Below are 22,898 nucleotides of genomic sequence, written 5' to 3' on the forward strand. Positions count from 1 at the left end.
GTCGCGACGTTGCTACCCCTCACTGGAGTCCGGGTCGTCTCGCTGGCGGTGAATCTGCCCGGTCCGCTGGCCGCGGCGCGGCTGGCCGAACTGGGTGCGAGCGTGGTGAAGGTGGAGCCGCCGGCCGGGGATCCGCTCGCGGCCGCGGCACCGGACTGGTATCGGATGCTGATCGAGCATCAGGAAGTCGTCACGCTCGATGTGAAGCAGGATGCCGATCGGGGCAAGCTCGACGAGCTGCTCGCCGATGCCGATCTGCTCATCACCTCCATGCGCCCGACCGCGCTCGCCCGGCTCGGGCTCGCGCGACCGCAGGACCGGTTCCCGAAGCTGTCGCTGATCGAAATCGTCGGGCACGCGGCGGATCCCGAGGTGCCCGGTCATGATCTGAACTATCAGGCCGTACACGGCACGCTGACCCCGCCGCAGATGCCGACGGTGCCGATCGCCGACATGCTGGGTGCGGAGCGGACCGTCTCCACGGCGCTGGCCGCGCTGGTGCGACGGGCGGAAACCGGTGGGGGAGAGCCCTATCGGGTCGCGCTGGAAGACGCGGCCGCGCGCGCCGGGGATGCCGTCCGTTACCGGCTGATGGGCAAGGACGCGATCCTCGGCGGCGCGTTCCCCGGCTACGGCATCTACGAATGCGCGGACGGTCACGTCGCGCTGGGCGCGGTCGAACCGCACTTCTTCATGCGCACCCTGGAAGTCTTCGGCGCGGACGGCAGCCACGAGAGCCTGCGCGCAGCCTTCGCCGGCAGGACCATTGCCGAACTCGAGGCGATCGCGGCGGATAAAGACCTGCCCCTCAACGGAATTCGCTCCTGAACGGAAAGTAGAACAACGATGTCCGAACTTTTCCCTGATTACCGGCCCACTTGGGAAACCGATCAGCATCGCGAGCTGCGCAAGCACGCCGCCGAATTCTTCCGCAAGGAGATCACGCCCAATCGCGAACGCTGGACCAAACAGCACGCGGTCGACCGGGAATTCTGGAACAAGGCCGGTGACGCGGGGCTGCTCGGCCTGGATCTGCCCGAGGAATTCGGTGGCGCGGGCGGCGATTTCGGCCTCCAGGCCGTCGTGCAGGAGGAACTGGTCTACGCGCACGACAACGGTTTCGGCTTCTCGGTGCATTCGCCGATCGTGTCGCACTACGTCCACCGTTACGGCAATGCCGAGCAGCGTGCCAAATGGCTGCCGGGCATTATCAGCGGTGAGCTGGTGCTGGCCATCGCCATGACCGAACCCGGCACCGGATCGGACCTGCAATCGGTGCGCACCACCGCCGTGCGCGAGGGCGACCATTACGTCATCAACGGCTCGAAGACGTTCATCTCCAATGGAACCCACTGCGATCTGCTGGTGATCGTCGCCAAGACCGACCCGTCCCAGGGCGCGGCCGGTGTCTCGCTCATTGTCGCCGAAACCGAGGATCTGCCGGGCTTCGAACGCGGCCGGGTGCTGGAGAAGATGGGCCAGCACGCGCAGGACACCCGCGAACTGTTCTTCTCCGATATGCGGGTACCGGTCGCGAACCTGCTCGGCGAGCAGGAGGGTCTGGGCTTCTATCAGCTGATGGAGCAGCTGGCCCGCGAGCGGTTGATCATCGCCAGCCTGTGCTCGGCCCTGGCCGAAGCCGCCGTGCTGGAGGCGCTGCGGTATTCGAAGGAACGCGAGGCCTTCGGCCGTCCCATCGGCAAATTCCAGCACAACGCCTTCACCCTGGCCGAGTGCAAGACCGAGGCGCTCGCCATCAAAACCCTTGTCGACTACGCGATTCAGCAGTACATCGACGGCAAGAACGACCCGTCGACGGCCTCCATGGCCAAACTGTTCGCCGCCGAGACCTCCGACAAGGTCATCGACAAGTGCTTGCAGCTGTTCGGCGGCTACGGATACATGATGGAGTACCCGATCGCGAACATGTACACCGGTTCGCGCGTGAACCGCATCTACGGCGGCACCAGTGAGATCATGAAGGAGATCATCTCCCGCTCCCTCTGAAGGGGTGCAGCGAAATTCGATTGATGGGCGCGGGTGCTGAGCTGGTGCCCGGTCCACCTTGGACCGGGTACCGCCGAGCCCTCGCGCTGCTCGCCCATTCGCGCCGCCTCGCCGCCGTCGCCTGACCTCTGATTGTTGCCGAGCGGACGGTGATCTCGCGGCGAGTCATGGAGTGGCGGAAGTCAATTCGCGTTCATGATGTGACCGCTGATGGCGTCGTCTATCGGCCGGCGGCCCGTGCAGGATTCGGGGGCGTCGATGCCGTCGAAGATCGCGTCGAGGATCTCGGCGCGATCCAGCGTGGTGGGGAAGATGCGGGTGGCGCGGGCGCTGAGGATTACCGCGTGCAGGACCGTGGCATAAATTTGCGTGCGGGGCACGGTCAGTCGCCAGCCGTAGCGTTCATGATCGCGTAGGCGGGCTTCGACGGCGTCGAGAACGTCTACGAGGACCTGGAATTCGATCTTGTCGTCATCGCCGCTCATCACCGGTACCTCCCTGTCGTTGCCATGGATATCAGGACAGCACCGAAATGTGTTCGGTTGCAGTAGAATCGGTTACCCGATTCAGATTCGTCCGAATAGCCATGAAGCAATCCGAAAACCTCGTGAACTGCACCCGATTTCGTGACCGGCTCGACCCGATTTCGATTTTGATGGGAACACGACATGACCAGCACGCACGAAGACGTCGCTGAGGTCCCGCTGAGTTCGACCCTGCCGCGACGGCAACTCGGCCGGTTCCTGCGGGAGTGGCGGGAAGCGAACGGCTTTACAATTGCCGCCGCCGCGAAGCTGGCGGATCTGTCCGCGTCGGCCTTGCAGCGGATCGAGGCGGGGCAGACTCAGAAGGTGCGCAAGCAGGATGTGCGCGCACTGTGCGAAGTCTTCGGCGTCGCAACGGCTGAGACGCGCGCGGCTATCGAGCTGGCCGAGGTCGCGAGGACGCAAAGCTGGTATCACGCCTACGGTGGTCTGTATTCCGAAGCGTTCAATATGTACACCGGGCTCGAAGCCGCCGCGCAGCGGTTGATCACCTACCACGAGCATGTCCCCGGTCTGCTGCAAACCGCTGATTATGCCCGCGCGGTCATCGGTGCCTACCCCGGATTCACCGACGGCGTCGACATCGATCGTCGCGTGGAACACCGAATGAAGCGGCAGGCCATCGTCACTCGCAAGACCAGACCGGTCGTGCTGACGGTGCTGCTGCACGAATCGGCGCTGCATCGGGTGATCGGCGGTCCGCGCGTCATGGCCGCGCAACTGCGCCACCTCGCCGAGATCTCGAAACTGCCGAACGTCTCGGTGCGCATTCACCCGTTCTCGGCCGGGCTTACGTGGGGGATGCCACGCGGATCCTTCACCATCCTGGAGTTCGGGCAGGCCGCCGCCGACGAAGTCGCAGAACCGCCGATCGTGTACATCGAGGGTGGTCCGACGCAGGATGTGTATCTGGAGAAGCCCGACGAGGTCCGGCTCTACAGTGAGCTCGCCTCGGCGATCGAAAGTGCTGCGCTGGAAGATGATCCGTCCCGGGAGCTGATTCGCCGGGTGACGAAGGAGTTCGAACATGACAAACAGTGACCTATCCGGACCCGCTTGGTTCAAGAGCAGCTACAGCGGTAGCCAGGGCGACTGCGTCGAGATCGCTTGGCTGCCGGAAGGCCATGTCGGCGTTCGTGATTCGAAGAACCCGACCGGCCCGGCCCTGGTCCTCTCTCCAGGCGAATGGGACGCTTTCATCGACGGGGTCCGGAAATGCGGGTGACGGTTGATCGGCGGACGCGCTAATGTGGCGGCTGCCAACAGATCCAGGGGGAGACAGATGCGTTCAGTTCGGAATTCAGTGATCGTTTGCGCGGTGGCGGTCGCCGCGGTGCTCACCGGTTCGGTGGTCGCTTCCGCCGATCCCGGCGGGGTCAAGCCCGGTCAGCCGTGCGGTAATGCCGACGCCGTGACCAAAGGGGCTGATGGCCGCACGCTTTACTGCAATCCGACCGTGAACGGTCGCGGCGCAGGCAATCTCGTCTGGCAGTTGCTGCCGTAGTTCGGGCGACCACGGCCCTCACCATCGGATGTCGATGGTGGGGGCCGTTTTCATGCCGCGAGCCGACTGGGGCCCGCACCGGAAAGGGGCTGCCCTTCTTCAGGGCAGGCACTGGCCAGTGTTAGCCCGCATCCGGGCGAAGCGGGCAGGTTTACGGGCGTGTTGCGTTGTGTTTACGGTGGTTAGGCGAATCGGAGGCAATCCCGATGTAGTGATTGCGTAGTTCGATTCGAATTCTGCGGCAATGAATTTCGCGGATGTGATTTCCAGCCCGCCTTGTGCCGCGTCGTCCGGCGGTAACCACTGCCTCACGGGGAGAAATGCGTTCTACGGAGCAGGAGGATCGATTCCGATGCGTACGAGGACTTTCGACGGTGGCGTGAGTGTTGTTCCGGTGGTTCCGGATAACGTTGTGGCATCCGATGGCGGGTTTCGATTGACCTATTCGGATCTCGACGTCTGGTCTAATCGGCTGGCCCGCATGCTGTTGCGGCGCGGAGTCGGGCCGGGCTGTCTCGTCGCGATCGCCGCGGTGCCCGGATTCGAGGCGGTCGCGGTGCGATACGCACTGGTCAAACTGGGTGCGACGGCGTGGCGGGTGCGCGATGGGATGTTCACTCCGGCAGCCACCGCGGGCGTGACCGTGCGGGACCGGCATCCCGGATCGAGCGATTCGGTGCGCTGGCTGGTACTCGATGACCGGGCCGCGCTGCGCGAATATCTGAGTACCTCCGGCGCCCCGTTGACCGCGGCCGAATCGGGTATGCACCGCCACGCCGGCTGATCCCCGGAGCAGGAATCGAAATCCCATTTCGCAGACAGGAAAACCATGCTCCGATCCGCCGTGGGTGAGAACGTATCAACCGCCGAAGCATTCGAACTATCCGCCGCGCAACGGGGAATCTGGTTCGCTCAGCAGGTCGCCGGCGCCACCCCGATTTCCATTGCGCAATATGTCGAATTCTCCGGTGATGTCGATATCGCGGTGCTGGCGCGGGCGGTCCGGCAAGCGGGAAGTGAATTCGGTACCGGCGGGCTGCGATTGATCGACACCGGCGGCGTGCCGATGCAGGTGGTCGATCCGGGGCGCGACACCGACGTCGAGGTGATCGACCTGTGCGGCAGACGCGACGCGAAGGCCGCCGCCCGCGCCTGGATGCGCGCCGAATACGCGCAGCCATTGGACCTGTACACCGATCGGCTGATCCGGGTCGTCCTGCTGCGCTTGGACGCCGAATCCTGGTTCCTGTACTCCCGCATGCACCACATCGTCATCGACGGCGCGGGCGCGATGACCATGATGCAGCGCACCAGCGAAATCTACGACGCCATCAGCTCCGGGACGCCGATCCCGGCCGCCCGGGCCGCCGCACTGCGGGACATCGTGGACGACGACCTCGCCTACCGCGATTCCGCCCGCATGCGCTCGGACCGGGAGTACTGGCACGACCACCTCGCCGGGCTTGCCGAACCGGTGACCCTGGCGGGCAGGACCGGCGGGGTGGCCGCGCAACCCAATCTGGTCTCCGGCGAAATACCGGCCGCCACAGCCGAATCGCTGGAGCGGCTGGCAGCGGCCGAATCGACGAGTATCGCGCCGATCGTGGTCGCCGCCTTCGCCGCCTACCTGGGCGCGATGAGCGACGCGCCGGAGCAGACCCTCGGCCTGCCGGTATCGGGCCGCACCACCGCCGCCCTGCGCCGATCCGGCGGCATGGTCGCCAATGTGGTTCCGCTGCGGCTGGCCCGCGATCCGCGGATGACGGTCGGCCAGCTGATCGCCGCCACCCAGCGCGAGCTGACCGGAGCGTTGCGGCGGCAGCGGTACCGGCAGGAGGACATCTTCCGCGACCTCGGCCACACCATGGATATCGCCACCTCGTTCGGGCCGACCGTGAATTTGATGATGTTCGACAACCGGATTCACCTCGGCCCGGTGGTCGGGCGGCTGCACGTGCTCATTTCGGGGCTGATCGACGACATGTTCGTCAACGTGTATCCGGGCATCGGCGGGCAGAGCACACACCTGGATTTGCAGGCCAATCCGAACCTGTACAGCGAAGCCGAACTGGGTGCGCATCATCGGCGGTTCCTGGCGTTCCTGGGGCGATTCCTGGATGCGGGCGCGGCGGGGGTGGTGTCGCGAATACCGGTGATCTCGGCGGACGAACGCCGGGCGCTGGTGCCGGCACGGGGGCGGGCATCGGCCGCGCCGTGCACGCTGCCCGAAATCCTGGCCACGGGAGCCGCTTCGGATCCGTCCGCGACCGCGCTGGTCTTCGGGGACGAGACGCTGACCTATGCGGAGCTGGATGCGCGGTCGAACCGGCTGGCGCGGGTGTTGTTGCGGCGGGGGATCGGGCGTGAGCGGTTCGTGGTGCTGGCGCTGACCCGGTCCATCGAAGCGCAGGTGGCGTTATGGGCGGTCGCCAAGACGGGTGCGGCGTTCCTGCCGGTGGACCCGGATCATCCGATCGATCGGATCGAGCACGTGCTGTCGGATTCGCGAGCGGCGCTCGGAATCACGGTGCGCGCCATCGGTGAACGGTTGCCCGGCCTGGTCGACTGGCTGCTGCTCGATGACCCCGCCACCGTGCGGGAGAGTTCGGAGCTGCCCGAGACGCCGGTGACCGACCGCGAGCGCGGGGGACCCATCGAGCTGGAGCAGATCGCCTACCTGATCTACACCTCCGGTTCCACGGGGAAACCGAAGGCCGTGCAGGTCAACCACCACGGGCTGGCGAACTTCATCGCCGAGCACCGGGAAACCATGCGGCTGGACGAGCACGCCCGGATGCTGCATGTGGCCTCGCCCGGCTTCGACGCGTCGATATTGGAGGCGCTGTTCGCTTTCGGGGCCGGGGCCACGCTGGTCATCGCGGCGTCGGATGCCTACAGCGGGTCGGCGCTGGAAGGCGTGATCCGCGAGCAGCGGGTGACCCATGCGCTGATCACCCCGTCGGTGCTGGCCACCATGCATCCGCACGATCTGCCGGAGCTGCGGAGTCTCGCGGTGGGTGGTGAGGCGGTGAGCGCGGATCTGGTGGCGCAATGGTCGCCGGGGCGGCATTTGGTCAATCTGTACGGGCCGAACGAAACCACGATCGTGGCAACCGGATTCACGGGGTTGGGCGCGGATCGGCCGATCGCTCTCGGTGGACCGGTGCGCGGGTTCTCGGTGCTGGTGCTCGACAGCTGGTTGCAGCCGGTGCCGCCGGGAGTGACCGGTGAGCTCTATCTTTCCGGTCCCGCATTGGCTCGCGGCTACCTGCGGCAATTCGGCCTGACCTCCGGACGGTTCGTCGCGAATCCCTATGGGGCACAGGGTGAACGCATGTATCGCACCGGCGACCTGGTGCGGTGGAGCACCGGCGGCGAGCCGCTGCTGGAGTATCAGGGCCGGTCCGACTTCCAGATCAAGATCCGTGGGCAGCGCATCGAATTGGGGGAGATCGACGCGGTGCTCGCCGGTGCGCCCGGCGTGGAGTACGCCGTCACCCTCGGCGTGCAGACCCCCGCCGGCAAGCCCGCGCTGGCCTCCTACGTGGTTCCCGGCTCCGCGGCCCCCGAAATCGGTTATCTGCGTGCCTATCTGGCGCAGCAGCTGCCCGCGTACATGGTGCCCGCGGCCATCGTCCTGGTCGATGCCATCCCATTGACGCCGGTCGGCAAGCTCGACCGCAAGGCGCTGCCCGAACCGGTATTCGCCGACGAGACAACCGCATACCGGGCACCGGGCAATCCGGTGGAGCAGGAGCTCGCGGAACTGTTCGCGGAATTGCTCGGTCGCGAGCGGATCGGCGTCGACGACTCCTTCTTCGCGATCGGCGGCGACAGCATCATCGCCCTCCAGCTGGTATCGCGGGCCCGCGCGGCCGGACATGCCTTCACCGCCCGCGACGTCTTCGACCACAAGACCGTGGCGGGGTTGGCGGCCGTCGCGACCAGCGTGGCGCCGGAAGCCGAGACCGCGCCGGTCGAACCGTTCTCGCTGGTACCGGTCTCCGATGTGGAGCGCTGGCGGCAGGCGTACCCGAGCCTGGTCGATGTGTGGCCGCTGTCGCCGCTTCAACAGGGCATGTACTTCCACACCCAGTTCGATCCGGTCGTCATCGACCGCTATCTGATTCAAACCCGTGCCGCACTGGCGGGGTCGATCGATGCCGCACGTTTGCGAGCCGCCGCACAGGCGGTGATCGATCGGCATGACAGCCTGCGGGTGGCCTTCGTCGATTCCCCGGACGGACCGCGGCAGATTGTGCTGGGCCATGCCGAAGTCGCTTGGCATGAAGTGGATCTCACCCGGATCCCCGGCGATCACGCCCGCGCGGACGAGCTACGCCGGGTGGCCGACGAGGACGCTCGCACCCGCTTCGACCTGACCCGGCCGCCGCTGATGCGCTTGACCCTGATCCGGCGCGGCTCCGACACCTGGACCCTGCTCATCACCAGCCACCATCTCATTCTCGACGGCTGGTCGATGCCGTTGCTGATCCGCGAACTGCTCACCGGATACTTCACCGGGACAACGGAACTCGCCGAAGCCCAGCGCCCCGCACACTCGTACGCCGAATTCCTGTCCTGGCTCACGGCCGACGACAGTGCCGGAATCGACACCTGGACGGAGGTTCTGCGCGATCTCGACGCCGCCACCCTGGTCCTGCCCGCGCCCGCCGAACCGGGGCCGATCGGCTCGGGCACCGTATCGGTCGAGTTGCCCGCCGACACCACCGCGCGATTGGAATCGGTGGTGCGGGAGGCCGGTGCGACCGTCAATACCGCACTGCAATTGGCCTGGTCACTGCTGCTTTCGACGCAAACCGGGCGGACCGATGTGGTATTCGGCGCGACGGTCTCCGGGCGGCCTCCGCAATTGCCCGGGGTCGAGGAGATGATCGGCTTGTTCATCAACACGCTGCCGGTGCGAGTCTGTCTGGATCCGGCCGAACGCGTCACCGAGGCGCTGGCCCGGATGCAGTCCGAACAGGTCCGGCTGCTCGATTGCCAGCACATCGGGCTCGCCGAGATCCATCGTGCGGTGGGGATGCCGGAACTGTTCGACACCATCACGGTGTACGAATCGGTGCCGATCGACCGCGAACGGTTGAACACCGCCCTCGCGCGGGCGGGGATGCGGGTGCTGGACGTCTCCGATATCGAGACAGCGCCATATCCGTTGAGCCTCAAAGTCGTTCCCGGACCCGGGCCGGATGGGCACAACAGGCTTCAGATCGCCATCAACTATTGGACTTCCCGCCTGGACGACGGGCGCGCGGGGGCGCTGCTGGAGCGTTTCGTGCGGCTGCTGACCGGCCTCGCCACCGAACCCGGGCGGAGTGTCTCGCATCTGACGGCCGTCACCGAGCGGGAAGAGCTCGCGCTCGCGCCGCTGCGTGGGTCCGAATCCGCGATGCCTCGCACCCTGCACGAAATCTTCACGGCGGGAGCGGCTTCGAACCCGGACGCGACCGCGATCGTCAGCGGTGCGCGGACCATGACCTACCGGGATCTGCTGGCGGAATCCGAGCGGGTCGCCCGGCTCCTGGCGGCGGCCGGCGCGGGGCCGGAAACGCTGGTGGCACTGTTGCTGCCGCGTTCGGCGGAGCTGATCATCGGGGTGTGGGCGGTCGCCGCGTCGGGTGCCGCGTTCCTGCCCATCGATCCGGGGCAGCCCGCCGAGCGCATCGAGTTGATACTGGCGGATTCCGGCGCGACGCTCGGGCTCACCGAGAACAGCCGGGATGCGCGGCCGGGCGGCGTCGAATGGTTCGCGATCGACGATCGCACGCTGAATGCGCCCGGCCCGGTCGAGCTCCGCCCGCCGCGGCTCGAGCATGCCGCGTGGATGATCTACACCTCCGGGTCGACCGGGCTGCCCAAGGGCGTGCTCATCTCCCATCGAGGAATCGCCGATCTGGTTGCCTCGCAACAGGGTTCGTTCGGTGTGGACCGGGACTCGCGGGTATTGCAGGTCGCCTCGCCCAGCTTCGACTCCTTCGTCTCCGAACAGACCCTGGCGTTCGCGGGCGGCGGCACCGCCGTGGTCGCGCCACCGGAGGTCTACAGCGGTGACCAGCTGGCCGGGCTACTGCGGGAACAGCGGGTCACGCACGCCATCATCACGCCGTCCGTGGTCGCGACCATGAAACCCCAGGATCTGCCCGAGTTGCGTTTCCTCGCGGTCGCGGGTGAGGCCGTCAGCGCGGACCTGGTGGCGCAATGGTCGCCGGGCCGGCGCATGGTCAATCTCTACGGACCCACCGAAACGACCATCTGGGCCACCGGGCCCGCCGAACTGGTTGCGGGACAACCGGTCACGCTCGGGCAGCCGATTCGCGGCATGGCCGCCCTGGTACTGGATTCCTGGATGCGACCGGTACCGCCCGGCGTCACCGGTGAGCTGTACCTCGCCGGTCCGGCCCTGGCGCGCGGTTACTTCGGCCGATCAGGCCGCACCGCGACGCAATTCGTGGCCGACCCGTTCGGTGCGCCCGGTGAACGGATGTATCGCACCGGCGATCTCGTGCGCTGGACCGAGGAATCCGCGCCCCGGATCGAATACCAGGGGCGCACCGACTTCCAGGTCAAGATACGCGGGCAGCGCATCGAACTCGGGGAGATCGACGCCGCCCTCATCGACGCGCCCGGCGTGGAATTCGCCGTCACCCTCGGGGTGCGCGGTCCCGCCGGAGCGCCCGCGCTGGCCGCCTATGTGGTGCCCGCCGCGTCCGGTCCGGTGCCCGTGGACAGCGAGTTGCGCGCATACCTGAGCGCGCGGCTGCCCGCCGTCATGGTGCCCGCCGCCTTCGTCATCGTCGATGCCATCCCCCTGACACCGGTGGGAAAGCTCGACCGCAAGGCGCTGCCCGAACCTGTATTCACCGACAGCGCAGCCGAATACCGGGCACCCGGCACTCTCGTGGAGCGGAAACTCGCCGCGCTGTTCGCCGAAGTGCTGGGGCGGGAACGCGTCGGAATCGACGACTCGTTCTTCGCGCTCGGCGGTGACAGCATCATCGCCCTTCAGCTCGTATCCCGTGCGCGCACCGCCGGTTTGGGGTTCTCCGCCCGCGATGTATTCGACCACAAGACCGTGGCCGGGCTCGCCGCCGTCACCCTCATCGTCGCGGCCGAGCAGCCGAGTGCGCCGATCGAACCGTTCAGCTTGGTTCCCCTGACGGATGCCGAGCTGGAACGCTGGCGGGCGGACTACCCGCGTTTGATCGATGTGTGGCCGTTGTCGCCGCTCCAGCAGGGCATGTACTTCCACACTCAGTTCGACCCGGGCGCGATGGACCATTACCTGCTGCAAACCAAAGCCGAGTTGCGGGGCTTCATCGATTCGGCCCGGTTGCGCTCCGCCGCACAGCGTTTGGTGGATCGGCACGATATTCTGCGCGCGGTATTCGCCGAGAGCGAAGGCGGACCGCGGCAGCTCGTGCTCGCCTCGGCCGAAATCTGCTGGCGGGAAATCGATCTCACTCAGCTGACCGGGCAGGATCGAGACAGTGAGCTGGAGCGCCTGCTCGCGCAGGACGCGCGCACCCGCTTCGACCTCACCCGCGCACCACTGCTGCGCTTGACCCTCATCCGCACCACGGCGGACACCTGGACCGTGGTCATCACCAGTCACCACCTGGTGCTCGACGGCTGGTCCATGCCATTGCTCATCCGCGAACTGCTCACCGGATACCTCACCGGCACAGCGGATCTCGATGCGAGCGCGCCGCACTCCTACGCGGAGTTCCTGTCATGGCTCACCGGCGGGGCCGACACCGCCATCGAAGCCTGGACCGAGGCGCTGCACGGCATCGACGCGCCGACCCTGGCGCTCCCGGCGGCGGCCGATGCCGCAACCGCCACGCCGCGCACGGTATCGAGGAAACTGTCCGCCGACTTCACCGCCGAGCTGAACGAGGTCGTCGGGACTGCCGGCTCGACCGTCAATACCGCGCTGCAACTGGCCTGGTCACTGCTGCTGTCCACGCTCACCGGGCGCACCGATGTGGTGTTCGGCGCGACGGTTTCGGGGCGGCCGCCGCAACTGCCCGGCGTCGAGGACATGATCGGCTTGTTCATCAATACCCTGCCGGTGCGCGTCAGCCTCGATCCGGGCGAACGCATCGGAGATGTGCTGGCGCGCATGGTGTCCGAGCAGGCGCGGCTGCTGGATCACCAGCACATCGGGCTGGCCGATATTCACCGGGCCGTGGATCTGCCGGCGCTGTTCGACACCATCACGGTCTACGAATCGGTCCCCGTCGACCGTGCGGGGCTCGACGCGGCGCTCACGCACGCGGGCATGGGGCTGCTCGACATCGCGGACACCGAATCAGCGCCGTATCCGTTGATACTCAAGGTCACTCCGCAATCCGACGGCGGCAGTCTGCGGGTCACCGTCAACTATTGGAGCGAGTATCTCGATGCCGGGGGAGCGCGGGCGCTGCTCGACCGGTTCGTGCGGCTGCTCACCGAAATCACCGCCCATCCCGAGCGGACCGTCGCGCAACTCCCCGCCGCCACCGAGCAGGAACTGACCGACCTCGCGCCGGTACGAGGCGCGGGCTCCACCGGAGCCCGGACGCTGCACGAAATACTCGGTGCGGGAGCAGGTTTGGAACCGGAAGCGACCGCGATCGTGGCCGGAGCGCAGTCCATGACCTATGCGGAACTCGATGCCTGGTCGAACCGTTTCGCTCGCATTCTGCTGCGGCACGGGGTCGGCCGGGAAGTATTCGTGGTGCTGGCATTGACCCGGTCGCTGGAATCGCTGGTCGCGTTGTGGGCGGTCGCCAAGACCGGCGCGGCGTTCCTGCCGGTGGACCCGAACCATCCCCTCGATCGGATCGAGCATGTGCTGGCCGACTCCCGGGCCCCGATCGGGATCACGGTGCGCGAGATCGGCGATCAGCTGCCGGACACCGTCGACTGGCTGGTGCTCGACGATCTGCTCACCCTCCGGCACGCCATGACCGTGCCCGAAGGACCGGTGACCGACCTCGAACGGGGCGGGCCGATCACGCTCGATCAGATCGCGTACCTGATCTACACCTCCGGATCCACCGGCAAACCCAAGGCCGTGCTGCTCGAGCATCACGGGCTGGCGAATTTCGTTGCCGAGCAGATCGAGATCATGCGGCTCGACCGGGATGCGCGGGTGCTGCACGTGGCCTCGCCCGGATTCGACGCGTCGATCCTGGAAATGCTGTACGCCTTCGGTTCCGGAGCCACCCTCGCGGTAGCACCACCGGATGCCTACAGCGGTTCGGAACTGGCTGCCGTGCTGCGCGATCAAGAGGTGACGCACGCGTTCGTCACGCCGTCGGTGCTGGCGACCATGCATCCCGGGGAGCTGCCCGCGGTGCGGCATCTGGCCGTCGGCGGAGAGCCGGTCGGGGCGGAGCTGGTGGCGCAGTGGGCACCGGGGCAGCACCTGGTGAATCTGTACGGGCCCACCGAAACCACCATCGTGGCAACCAGATCCGTGGGGCTGCGAGCGGAGCTGCCGGTCACGCTGGGCGGTCCGGTGCAGGGGAGTGAGCTGCTCGTCTTGGATTCGTGGTTGCGGCCCGTCCCGGCGGGCGTGGTCGGTGAGCTGTATGTGACCGGGTCGGCGCTGGCGCGTGGATACTTCAACCGGTTCGGGCTGACGGCCGGTCGGTTCGTCGCCAATCCGTACGGCGGGCCGGGTGAACGCATGTACCGGACCGGTGACCTCGTGCGCTGGACCGCCGCCGACGATCCGGAGCTGGAGTACCTGGGGCGGACCGACTTCCAGGTCAAGATCCGGGGGCAGCGCATCGAATTGGGGGAGATCGACGCGGTGCTCGCGGGCGCGCCCGGGGTGGAGTTCGCGGTCACCCTCGGTGTGCGGACTCCCGCCGGGAAGCCGGCGCTCGCCGCCTATGTGGTGCCGGACGGCACCGGCGCGGCCCCCTCGGCCGGGGAGCTGCGCGGCTATCTCGCCGAACGGCTGCCCGCGTACATGGTGCCCGCGGCGCTGGTCGTCGTCGATGCCATTCCCTTGACGCCGGTGGGGAAGCTGGACCGAAAAGCGTTGCCCGAACCCGTATTCAGTGACGATACGGTCGAATACCGGGCACCGAGCAGCCCGGCGGAGAAGGAGCTGGCTGACTTGTTCGCCGAACTGCTGGGGCGCGACCGGATCGGTATCGACGACTCGTTCTTCGCGCTCGGCGGGGACAGTATCGTCGCACTCCAGCTCGTGTCGCGCGCACGTGCTCGCGGGATCGCGCTGACGCCGGCGCTGGTGTTCCAGCATCGCACCGTCGCCGCATTGGCCGCGCTCGTGGAGAACGGGACCGGCATCGGCGACAGTGCGGCACTGGGCCTGGAGGTGCTGTTGCCGATCCGGCGCGGCGGGGATGAACCAGCGTTGTTCTGCATTCACCCGGCCTCCGGAATCGCCTGGCCCTTCATGGGCTTCGCCGAGACGCTACAACCGGGGCGGCCGATCTATGGGCTGCAAGCACCCGAGCTGTCGGGGGAGGAGACGATCGGATCCATTGCCGGGTTCGCTGAACGGTATGCGCGCGAGCTGCGGGCGGTGCAGCCGGAAGGGCCGTATCACCTGCTGGGCTGGTCGTTCGGCGGGATCATCGCGCATGCGGTGGCGGCGCGGCTGCGGGACGAGGGAGCCGAGGTCGGGGTGGTGGCGCTGATGGACGCGGACGCCTCCAACGGTGAGTTCGCCGATGCCGGCGCGTCCGACGAACTGGCGGTCGGGGCGCTGCTCAACGAATTCGGCGAACTGTTCGGGCTGACGGACATTCCCGCGGACATCGATGCGGAGGCGGCCGCCGAGCTGATCCGCGAACGGCTCGGTGCTGGGTCGATGGTGACGGCGGAACTCCTGGAACGGCTCACCGGGTCCTACAACGCGGCCATTCGCCTCATGTCCGGGTATCGAAGACCTTTCATCGACGGCGATGTTCTGTTTTTCCGTGCTACCCAAGGCATTTCGCAGATCGCCGAGCCGGAAGCATGGCAGCCCCACGTCGGCGGCGAGATCACCGTGTACGACATCGATGCCGAGCACAGCCGGATGAGCGCGCCGGAAGCGTTGGCGCGCATCGCATCATTGCTCGACCGCCACCTGACCGGGCGGCCGGATACCGCCGGGTCCGACGATACGGCTGCCGCATGAGCACGGGTTCCGGTGGGGTGATCGTCGAGGGCATCGAGAAGTCGTTCGGCGGGGTATCCGCCCTGCGCGGAATCGATTTCGTGGCCGAACCCGGGGAGATCCTCGGGCTGCTCGGACCCAACGGGGCGGGCAAGACCACCACCGTCGATATCCTCTCCACCTTGCTCGCACCCGACAGCGGGCGCGCGTCGGTCGCCGGTCACGATGTCGTTCACGCTGCGGCGGCGGTGCGCCGGTCCATCATGCTGACCGGACAATTCGCCGCGCTCGACGGATTGCTCTCCGGCTACGAGAACCTGGTGCTGTTCGGACGTCTACAAGGTTTGAGCAAGCGGGCGGCCAAGGCTCGCGCCGACGAACTGCTCGACGTCGTCGAACTCACCGACGTCGGGTCGCGGCGGGTCGGCACCTACTCCGGGGGCATGCGGCGCCGGATCGATATCGCCTGCGGGCTGGTGGTGCGGCCGGAAGTGGTGTTCCTGGACGAACCGACCACGGGGCTGGATCCGCGCAGCCGGCAAGGGGTTTGGGATCTGGTGCGGACCTTCCGGGAAGACGGGATCACCACCCTGCTCACCACGCAGTATCTGGAAGAGGCGGATGCGCTGTGCGATCGCATCGTGGTGATCGACCACGGCGCGGTAGTGGCCGAGGGCACCGCCGACGAGCTCAAGGCGCGCACCGGCGCCAGCTACTGCGAGATCGTTCCCCTGCACGCCGAGGAGCTTTCGATCATGGAGGCGGTGCTCGAACCGTTTGCCTCACAACGGCATTCGTCACCGTCCGCGGTCATCGACCGGCTCAGCGTCCCCGCACCCGACGGCGCGAAAACCGTCGCCGAGGTGCTGCGACTGCTCGACAGCGCCGGAATCGAACTGGCCGATATCGCTTTGCGCCGCCCATCGCTGGACGATGTGTTCCTCTCGCTCACCGCACGCCCCGGACGCCATGCCGCGCCCGAACCGGACGCACCGCGCAAGAAGGTGCACCCGTGACCGCCGCGGTGCGCTTCGACCCGGTGCGGCCCACACCCACCGCCGTACGGCAATGGTGGGCGCTGAGCGGCCGACTGGTCGTGCCCGCCGTGCGCTCCGGCGAAGTGCTGACCTCCGTGCTCGCCCCCGCCGTGTTCACCGCCGGCTTCTACATCCCGCTGAAGATCGTGATGTCCTTCGCCGGAACCGGTTTCAGCAGTTACGCCCAGTACATGATGCCGCTGGTGATCCTTCAAGCGAGCGCCTTCACCGCCATCTCGGCGGCCATGCGCGCGGCCACCGACGCGGTCTCCGGATTGGATCGCCGCTTCCACGCCATGCCGGTGCGCCCACTGGTCCCGGTGGCCGCGCGCATGTCGGGATCGCTGCTGCGCCTGTGTATCGCGCTGACGGCGGCGCTGGCGTGCGGGCATCTCATCGGCTTCCGCTTCCGGCTGGACGCGATGCACACGCTCGGCTTCCTGATCTTCGCCCTGTGTATCGGGATGGTGTTCACCCTCGGCGCCGATGTGGTCGGCACCGCCTCGCGAAGCCCCGAATCGATCACCCAAATCCTCGGGCTGCCACCATTGATCCTCGGCCTGCTCTCCACCGGCCTGGCCCCGGCGGCTCAATTCCCGGAATGGATACAGCCCTTCGTCCGCAACCAACCCGTCTCCCAATTCGCCGCCGTACTAAGGTCATTCGCCGGCGACCTCGGCGGCCGAACCCCCGCCGTCACCCTCGCGCTGATCGGCCCCTCCCTGTGCTGGATAACCGGCCTGATCGCCCTCTGCATCCCATTGGCCTGGCGCCTGAACACCCGGCGGCCCGCATGACCCTGCTCCGCGACACCACAATCCAAACCCAGCGCCTCCTACTGCGCTGGACCCGCCACCCCGTCACCCTCCTCGAAACCCTCCTCATCCCCTGCCTGCTGCTGTTCGTCCTCAACACCGTCATCGGCAACCAGGTAACCCGCTTCTCCGGCCACAGCGCCCTCTACGGCTCGGTCCCCATGGTCGCCGTCATCGGCGCCCTCTCCGGCGCGGTCGCCAGCGGCGCAATGCTCTGGCGCGAACGAGAATCCGGCCTGCTGGCCAGATTCTGGATCCTGCCCGTCCACCGCGCCTCCGGCCCCCTCTCCCGAATCCTCGCCGAAGGCACCCGAATCCTCCTCGGCACCCTCATGATCATCGCCTTCGCCCACCTCCTCGGCTTCCGCTTCCACCAAGGCGTCCTGGCCGCCACCACCTTCACCCTCATCCCGGTCCTGTTCGGCCTGGCCTTCGCCACCGCGATCACCGCCATCGCATCCGTCGCCCCCAAAGCCACACTGGTGGAAAGCATCACCATCCTCACCTCCCTCCTGATGTTCTTCAGCACCGGCTTCGTCCCCACCACCGCCTACCCCACCTGGATCCGCCCCCTCGTAGCCCACCAACCCATCTCGGTAACCATCGACGCCATGCGAGCCCTCTCCGAAGGCGGCCCCCTGACCCGCCCCCTCCTCCTAACCCTCACCTGGTCCCTGACCACCCTGTTCCTCTTCGCGATCCCCGCGGCCCTCGGCTACCGCCGCGCCAGCCGCTCCCACCCAGCCCCAACCTGACATAAACCGCTGGTAGCGCAGTCGATTTGGTGTGACAGCAGGGGAACAGGCTAAAGTTCTCCCAGCCGCTCCAAGCGGACCCGGTTCTATAGCTCAGCGGGAGAGCACTCGCTTCACACGCGAGGGGTCGCTGGTTCGATCCCAGCTAGAACCACAACATGTCGACGCCGCAGGTCAGATGGCCTGCGGCGTCGCTGCATTCGAGTATCAATCCGAACCGTGTTCGGCTATGCGCTGCTGAACCGGCAGCGCTGGAAGACCAGGATCGAGCTGGCCAACGCGATCAAGATGATGCAACGGCCCACCCGGCTGTGGGCCTAGAGTCCAGCATCCCGACTCCGCGAAAATCGTGTACATCAATTTCTCCTGACAACCCGGGGTAGCTTTCAGCCGTGACGTGTCCCGCGGCAGTCGCAGTGGCTTGGGACGTACCGAAGGGCGGGCGGAGGCGTTGCTCGACCAATTGGTGGTCACGTTCGGGGCGGTACCAGAGCAGATTGTCGGAATGGTGCGAGGGGCCGATTGCGCGTGGTTGCGGGTGTGGGGAGCGCGGGTGCTCACCGCCGGAACGGACGATGAAGTGTTCACTGAGTAGCGGACGGCGCCGCTGGGTTGGGGATCAAGGACTGACCAGCGGTGTCGGGCAGTGATTCGTCGTGGCGGGTGCGGAGGCGGCGAGGTCTTTGATGAGGGCGGTTTCGGCGGAGCGGCGCCAGATCAGGGCCCAGCGGGCGGGTGGGACTTCGGGCATGGGGATGTAGGTGACATCGGGTCTGGAGTAGTAGCGGGCGGCGTGGGCGTGCACCGGGGTGATGGCCTTGCCTGCGGCCACGAGCAGGATGAGGTCTTGGAAGTTGGCGGCTTGAGCGACGCGGGGGATGCGGCGGCCGCTGGGGGTGAAGAACGGGACGACGGCGGCGGTCCAGTAGTCGGGGGGTGAGTTCACCGGGTCGGTCGAGGGTACTCCGAAGACACCGTGGTCGGCCAGGTCCTCGTAGGAGGCCGATTCTCGTTGTGCCAGTGGATGATCCGCGCCGACGAGGAGCATGAACGGTTCCTCGTGCAGGGTCGGGCCCACCACCAGGTCGGGTTCTTCGATCGGCAGCCAGCTCACCAGCGCGTCGATGTCGTCGCCGCGCAACGCGCCGAAGGGGTTGCCGAAATGGACGTGTTCGACGTGCACGGTGCAGTCGGGATGGCGGGATTGGAAGGTGTTCAACAGGGGGCGGATGTCGTCGAGGCTGCTGCTGGTGATTCCCAGGCGCAGGATGCCGGCCTCGCCGTAGCGGGCGGCGCGGGCCGCGCGGCCGAGGCTGGCCGTCAGGTCGCGATAGTTGGCCTGTAGGTCGTCCCGCAGCCGTAACCCGATCGGGGTCGAAGTCACTGTGCGACTGGTTCGTTCGAAGAGTTTGCTGCCGATGCGGCGTTCCAGTTTTCCGATCACCTGGCTGACTCGCGCCGGGGAGAGGTGCAATCGTTCGGCGGTCCGGCCGAAATGCAGCTCCGTGGACAACATCAGGAAGATCTCGATGTCGCGCAAATCCAGATCGCGCAGGTCCATGCGGTCTTCCTATCAATCACGGTGGCTTAACGCATCATACGCAGTTCCTCGTTGATCAATTCGCACCGCGAACCGAGGCTGAGCGCATGCCAACGATTCCGTGGATGACAGTCAGCGCTCCCACCACCCCCGAGGTGCAATGCATGGCCTCCCGCCTCGAGGTGAACTCGTGGCGCCACGCGCCCGGGTTTCTGCTCGCATCGCTGACATTGTGGTGGCAGGCCCGCCGCTCGGCGGGAGTGCTCGGGCTGACGCTGAAGGCGGAGATGCTGAAAGGTGTCTTCTGGACCTACTCGGCGTGGGACGACAAGGCAGCGATCTATGCCTACGCGCGCTCCGAACCGCACCGGTCGACGGTGGTGCGCAAGCGAAAGGTCATGCGGGACGCGACATTCGTGTTCTTCACCGCACCGGCGGACGAGCTGCGCCTGTCCTGGGACGAGATCAGCGGCCGGCTTGCCGAGCAGCGCGGCTCCACGACCGATGCGACCGATCGGACCAGGCCCGCCAGCTGATATAAGGCAAGCCTAAGCTACTATTTGCGCGGCGTTCGCGCACCGGCTCACGAGGCAGGGATAACGGTTCGCCTTCGGTACACCTCGAGAATCCAGGCAGAAGGGCGAATACACGTGCGAAAAACAGTTCGAAGAGCGGGCATCGTTGCTGCCGTGATCGTGGTGGCGGCTTCGCTGGCGGCTTGCGGTGCTTCCGAGCAGGTCACGGCGAGCGCGGCCGGCGCGGGTGAAGGTCGCACGGCGTACCCGCTGACTCTCGAGAACTGTGGGCAGACGATCACCGTCGCCGCGCCGCCGCAGCGAGTGGTTTCCCTGGATCAGAACTCGACCGAGATCCTGCTGTCCCTGGGCCTGGCCGATCGGATCGTCGGCACCGCGTCCTGGACGGATCCGATTCGCGACAACCTCGCCGCGGCCAATGCGTCGGTGACCCGGCTCGCGGACAACGCGCCCAGCTACGAGGTGGTGCTGGGCGCCGATCCGGATTTCGTCACCGCGTCGTTCGGCCGGCACTTCAAGCAGGGCGGCGTCGCCGAGCGGGCGCGATTCCTGGAAACCGGTGCGGCGTCCTATCTTTCGCCGACCGACTGCGACAACGGCCGCAGCGTGAACGGTGGCAACAAGCGCACGACCGCTTTGACCATGGATGCGCTGTACCGGGAGATCACCGAGCTCGCGACCATTTTCGATGTGAGTGAGCGGGGTGCGCAGTACGTCGCCGAGCTCCGCGTGCGCATGACCGCGGCCACCGAGAAGCTCGGGAAATCCGGTGTGTCGATGGCGTTCTGGTTCGCCGACACCAAGAGCCCCTATATGGCAGGCGGATTGGGGTCGGCCAATCTGCTGGCCACGACCGTCGGCGTGGCCAACGTCTACTCGGCGGCCGTCGACGACTGGCCCGCGGTGGGCTGGGAGACGCTGGTCGATCATGACCCGACGGTGCTCGTACTGGGCGATCTGGCCCGCGATCGATTTCCTGGGGACCGGCTCGCGGACAAGATGGCCTTCCTGGAATCCGATCCGCTGACCAAGACCATGCAGGCGGTCCGGAACAAGCGCTACATCGCATTGCGCGGGGCGGAGTTGAACCCGTCCATCCGCGCCGTCGACGGTGTCGAGAAGCTGGCGGCGGGTCTTCGCGAGCTGGGACTGAGCTCCTGACCGCGTCGGCCGCCGACGTCCGGGAAGCGCCGAAACAGCGGGATCCCAACGGAGGGAAGCGGATTCGTCTCACCGTGCTGCTCGCGGTCGGCATCGGGCTGCTGGTGGTGTCGGTGCTGGTCGCGATCACGCTCGGTCCCGCGGATGTGTCGCTGGTGAATGTTCGCGACGTGGTCCTGAATCACCTGGGCCTGGCCGATGTTCCGGTGCGGGCGTCCAAGGAAGCGATCGTGTGGCAGGAACGACTCCCGCGTACGCTCGTCGCCGCGGCCTGTGGTGTCGGGCTCGGGATCTGCGGTGTCATCATGCAATCGCTGCTGCGCAACCCCCTGGCCGATCCCTTCGTGCTCGGCATCTCCTCCGGCGCGTCCACCGGCGCCGTCGTCGTCGGTGTACTTGGAATCGGCAGCGCCGCATTCGGATTGGCCGGTGGCGCGTTCGTCGGTGCGTTGCTCGCATTCGGTCTGGTACTGCTGCTGGCGCAGCTGACCGGCGGCAGCAACGAACGGGTCCTGCTGGCGGGAGTGGCCGCGACGCAGCTCTTTTCAGCGCTCACCTCGTTCGTGATCTTCGCTTTCGCCGATTCCGACGAAACGCGCGGCGTGATGTTCTGGCTGCTCGGATCGCTGGAAGGCGTGCGCTGGAACGACGTCGCCCTGTGCGCGAGCGTGGTCGCGGTGGGGACGGTGATCTGCTTCCACTACGCCCATGTCCTGGATGCTTTCGCCTTCGGCGACGAGGTCGCGGCCTCACTCGGCATCAATGTTCGGAATGCCCGGATCGTGCTGCTGGTCGTCACGGCATTGATCGCCGCGACGCTGGTCAGCGTGGCGGGCGCGATCGGTTTCGTGGGCCTGGTGCTGCCGCACGCCGCGCGCTTCCTGGTGGGAACGCGCCACGGCCGGCTCATCCCGGTGACCGCGTTGATCGGCGCGATCTTCATGGTGTGGGTGGACGCGATATCGCGGGTGGCGTTCGCACCCACCCCGCTTCCGGTAGGGGTGGGCACCGCGCTCGTCGGCGTCCCGGCGTTCATTCTCATCCTGGCGCGGCGAAGGAAGATCCAATGACATTGCAAGCCCGTGATATTCGCTGGCAACGCGGTGGGGCGCTGGTCGTCGACGGGGTATCCCTGGAGCCGAAGCCGGGGGAGATGGTGGGGTTGCTCGGACCGAACGGTTCCGGGAAATCCTCACTGCTGCACGTGATGAACGGCATCGCGCGCCCCACCGCCGGCATCGTGACCCTCGACGGCGCCGAGCTGTCCACGCTCAGGCGCAAAGACATAGCGCGCGCGGTGGCGGTCGTCGGCCAGCACGCCGACACCGATATCGACATCACCATCCGCGATGTCGTTCGCCTCGGCCGGATTCCGCACCGCGGAGCCTTCGGGGGAGACGCGCGCGCCGATGCGGCGGCCGTCGAGGCGGCGCTGCGCCACACCGGACTCACCGCCAAGGCCGACAGCCTGTGGCACACCCTGTCCGGCGGCGAACGCCAGCGCGCGCAGATCGCCCGGGCGCTCGCCCAGGAACCCCGCGAATTGCTGCTGGACGAGCCGACGAACCATCTCGACATCCGGCACCAGCTCGAAATCCTCGGACTGGTGGCGAGACTGCCGATCACCAGCATCGTCGCGCTGCACGACCTCAACCTGGCCGCGCTGTTCTGCGATCGACTGCTCGTGCTGAAGGCCGGGCGAGTGGTCGCGGCCGGCACTCCGGAAGAAGTTCTCACCGAATCGCTGATCGCCGAGGTCTACGGTGTCCGGGCGCACGTCAGTATCGAGGGACCGCAGCGCCGGCTCTCGGTTCGCTTCGAACCCGATGCGGTCTCCGTTCCGGAGTTGTAG

General features: G+C 67.0%; 16 protein-coding genes and 1 tRNA gene. 15 read left to right on the top strand and 2 right to left on the bottom strand.

The genetic code is table 11. The annotated features are described in order from the left end of the window. The first annotated feature begins 9 nt into the window (after window positions 1–9). Both NI1_RS02595 and NI1_RS02600 read left to right on the top strand, forming a co-directional pair. Window positions 10–828 carry a CoA transferase gene (locus tag NI1_RS02595; RefSeq protein ID WP_067813657.1) on the top strand — a complete coding sequence of 273 codons (819 nt, stop codon included), beginning with the start codon at window positions 10–12 and terminating at the stop codon, window positions 826–828. 18 nt (window positions 829–846) lie between these two features. Further along, on the top strand, window positions 847–2,007 hold the full coding sequence (locus NI1_RS02600) for an acyl-CoA dehydrogenase family protein (protein WP_067813659.1): 1,161 nt from the start codon (window positions 847–849) through the stop codon (window positions 2,005–2,007). Window positions 2,008–2,189: 182 nt separating this feature from the next. Here NI1_RS02600 and NI1_RS02605 read toward each other — a convergent pair whose 3' ends face one another. Further along, window positions 2,190–2,492: a hypothetical protein gene (locus NI1_RS02605; protein ID WP_067813661.1), complete on the bottom strand. Its 303-nt coding sequence runs from the start codon at window positions 2,490–2,492 to the stop codon at window positions 2,190–2,192. Window positions 2,493–2,675: 183 nt separating this feature from the next. Here NI1_RS02605 and NI1_RS02610 point away from each other — a divergent pair, with 183 nt between their 5' ends. The 9 genes from NI1_RS02610 to NI1_RS02645 all read left to right on the top strand — a co-directional run bounded on the left by NI1_RS02610 (window position 2,676) and on the right by NI1_RS02645 (window position 17,963). Continuing rightward, window positions 2,676–3,593 (top strand): helix-turn-helix domain-containing protein, encoded by a 918-nt coding sequence (locus NI1_RS02610; protein WP_067813663.1) that lies wholly within the window; start codon window positions 2,676–2,678, stop codon window positions 3,591–3,593. Continuing rightward, window positions 3,580–3,777, top strand: a complete 198-nt coding sequence (locus NI1_RS36925; RefSeq protein WP_084522485.1) for a DUF397 domain-containing protein — start codon at window positions 3,580–3,582, stop codon at window positions 3,775–3,777. The genes NI1_RS02610 and NI1_RS36925 overlap by 14 nt, the downstream gene beginning before the upstream one ends. 93 nt (window positions 3,778–3,870) lie before the next feature. Next, window positions 3,871–4,056 (top strand): hypothetical protein, encoded by a 186-nt coding sequence (locus tag NI1_RS02615; RefSeq protein WP_067813665.1) that lies wholly within the window; start codon window positions 3,871–3,873, stop codon window positions 4,054–4,056. Window positions 4,057–4,468: 412 nt separating this feature from the next. Beyond that, a complete protein-coding gene (locus tag NI1_RS37725) occupies window positions 4,469–4,840 on the top strand; it encodes an AMP-binding protein (RefSeq protein ID WP_169815527.1) in 372 nt (123 codons plus the stop codon). A 45-nt stretch (window positions 4,841–4,885) separates the two neighbouring features. Further along, a complete protein-coding gene (locus NI1_RS02625; RefSeq protein ID WP_067813668.1) occupies window positions 4,886–15,223 on the top strand; it encodes a non-ribosomal peptide synthetase in 10,338 nt (3,445 codons plus the stop codon). Continuing rightward, window positions 15,220–16,218, top strand: a complete 999-nt coding sequence (locus NI1_RS02630; protein ID WP_067813670.1) for a daunorubicin/doxorubicin resistance ABC transporter ATP-binding protein DrrA — start codon at window positions 15,220–15,222, stop codon at window positions 16,216–16,218. Before NI1_RS02625 ends, NI1_RS02630 begins: the two co-directional genes overlap by 4 nt. After that, on the top strand, window positions 16,215–17,036 hold the full coding sequence (locus tag NI1_RS02635) for an ABC transporter permease (RefSeq protein WP_084522486.1): 822 nt from the start codon (window positions 16,215–16,217) through the stop codon (window positions 17,034–17,036). Before NI1_RS02630 ends, NI1_RS02635 begins: the two co-directional genes overlap by 4 nt. Next, window positions 17,033–17,809 (top strand): ABC transporter permease, encoded by a 777-nt coding sequence (locus tag NI1_RS02640; RefSeq protein WP_067813672.1) that lies wholly within the window; start codon window positions 17,033–17,035, stop codon window positions 17,807–17,809. Before NI1_RS02635 ends, NI1_RS02640 begins: the two co-directional genes overlap by 4 nt. An 82-nt stretch (window positions 17,810–17,891) precedes the next feature. Continuing rightward, a tRNA-Val gene (locus NI1_RS02645) sits at window positions 17,892–17,963 on the top strand. Between the two features lie 465 nt (window positions 17,964–18,428). Here the strand turns inward: NI1_RS02645 and NI1_RS02650 are convergent. Then, window positions 18,429–19,370, bottom strand: coding sequence for a LysR family transcriptional regulator (locus NI1_RS02650; RefSeq protein ID WP_067813674.1), 942 nt, complete (start codon window positions 19,368–19,370; stop codon window positions 18,429–18,431). Window positions 19,371–19,474: 104 nt separating this feature from the next. Between NI1_RS02650 and NI1_RS02655 the strand changes: the two genes are divergently transcribed. The 4 genes from NI1_RS02655 to NI1_RS02670 all read left to right on the top strand — a co-directional run bounded on the left by NI1_RS02655 (window position 19,475) and on the right by NI1_RS02670 (window position 22,898). Further along, complete coding sequence (locus NI1_RS02655; RefSeq protein WP_157534916.1) at window positions 19,475–19,885, top strand: DUF3291 domain-containing protein; 411 nt, start codon at window positions 19,475–19,477, stop codon at window positions 19,883–19,885. 153 nt (window positions 19,886–20,038) lie between these two features. Next, the gene (locus NI1_RS02660) at window positions 20,039–21,046 is read left to right on the top strand and encodes an ABC transporter substrate-binding protein (RefSeq protein ID WP_245663030.1); all 1,008 of its coding nucleotides are present in this window, start codon (window positions 20,039–20,041) and stop codon (window positions 21,044–21,046) included. 74 nt (window positions 21,047–21,120) lie between these two features. Further along, window positions 21,121–22,116: a FecCD family ABC transporter permease gene (locus NI1_RS02665; protein ID WP_245663031.1), complete on the top strand. Its 996-nt coding sequence runs from the start codon at window positions 21,121–21,123 to the stop codon at window positions 22,114–22,116. Then, window positions 22,113–22,898: an ABC transporter ATP-binding protein gene (locus NI1_RS02670; RefSeq protein ID WP_067813678.1), complete on the top strand. Its 786-nt coding sequence runs from the start codon at window positions 22,113–22,115 to the stop codon at window positions 22,896–22,898. Before NI1_RS02665 ends, NI1_RS02670 begins: the two co-directional genes overlap by 4 nt.

Source organism: Nocardia inohanensis NBRC 100128, assembly GCF_001612945.1.
Classification (GTDB): Bacteria; Actinomycetota; Actinomycetes; order Mycobacteriales; family Mycobacteriaceae; genus Nocardia; species Nocardia inohanensis.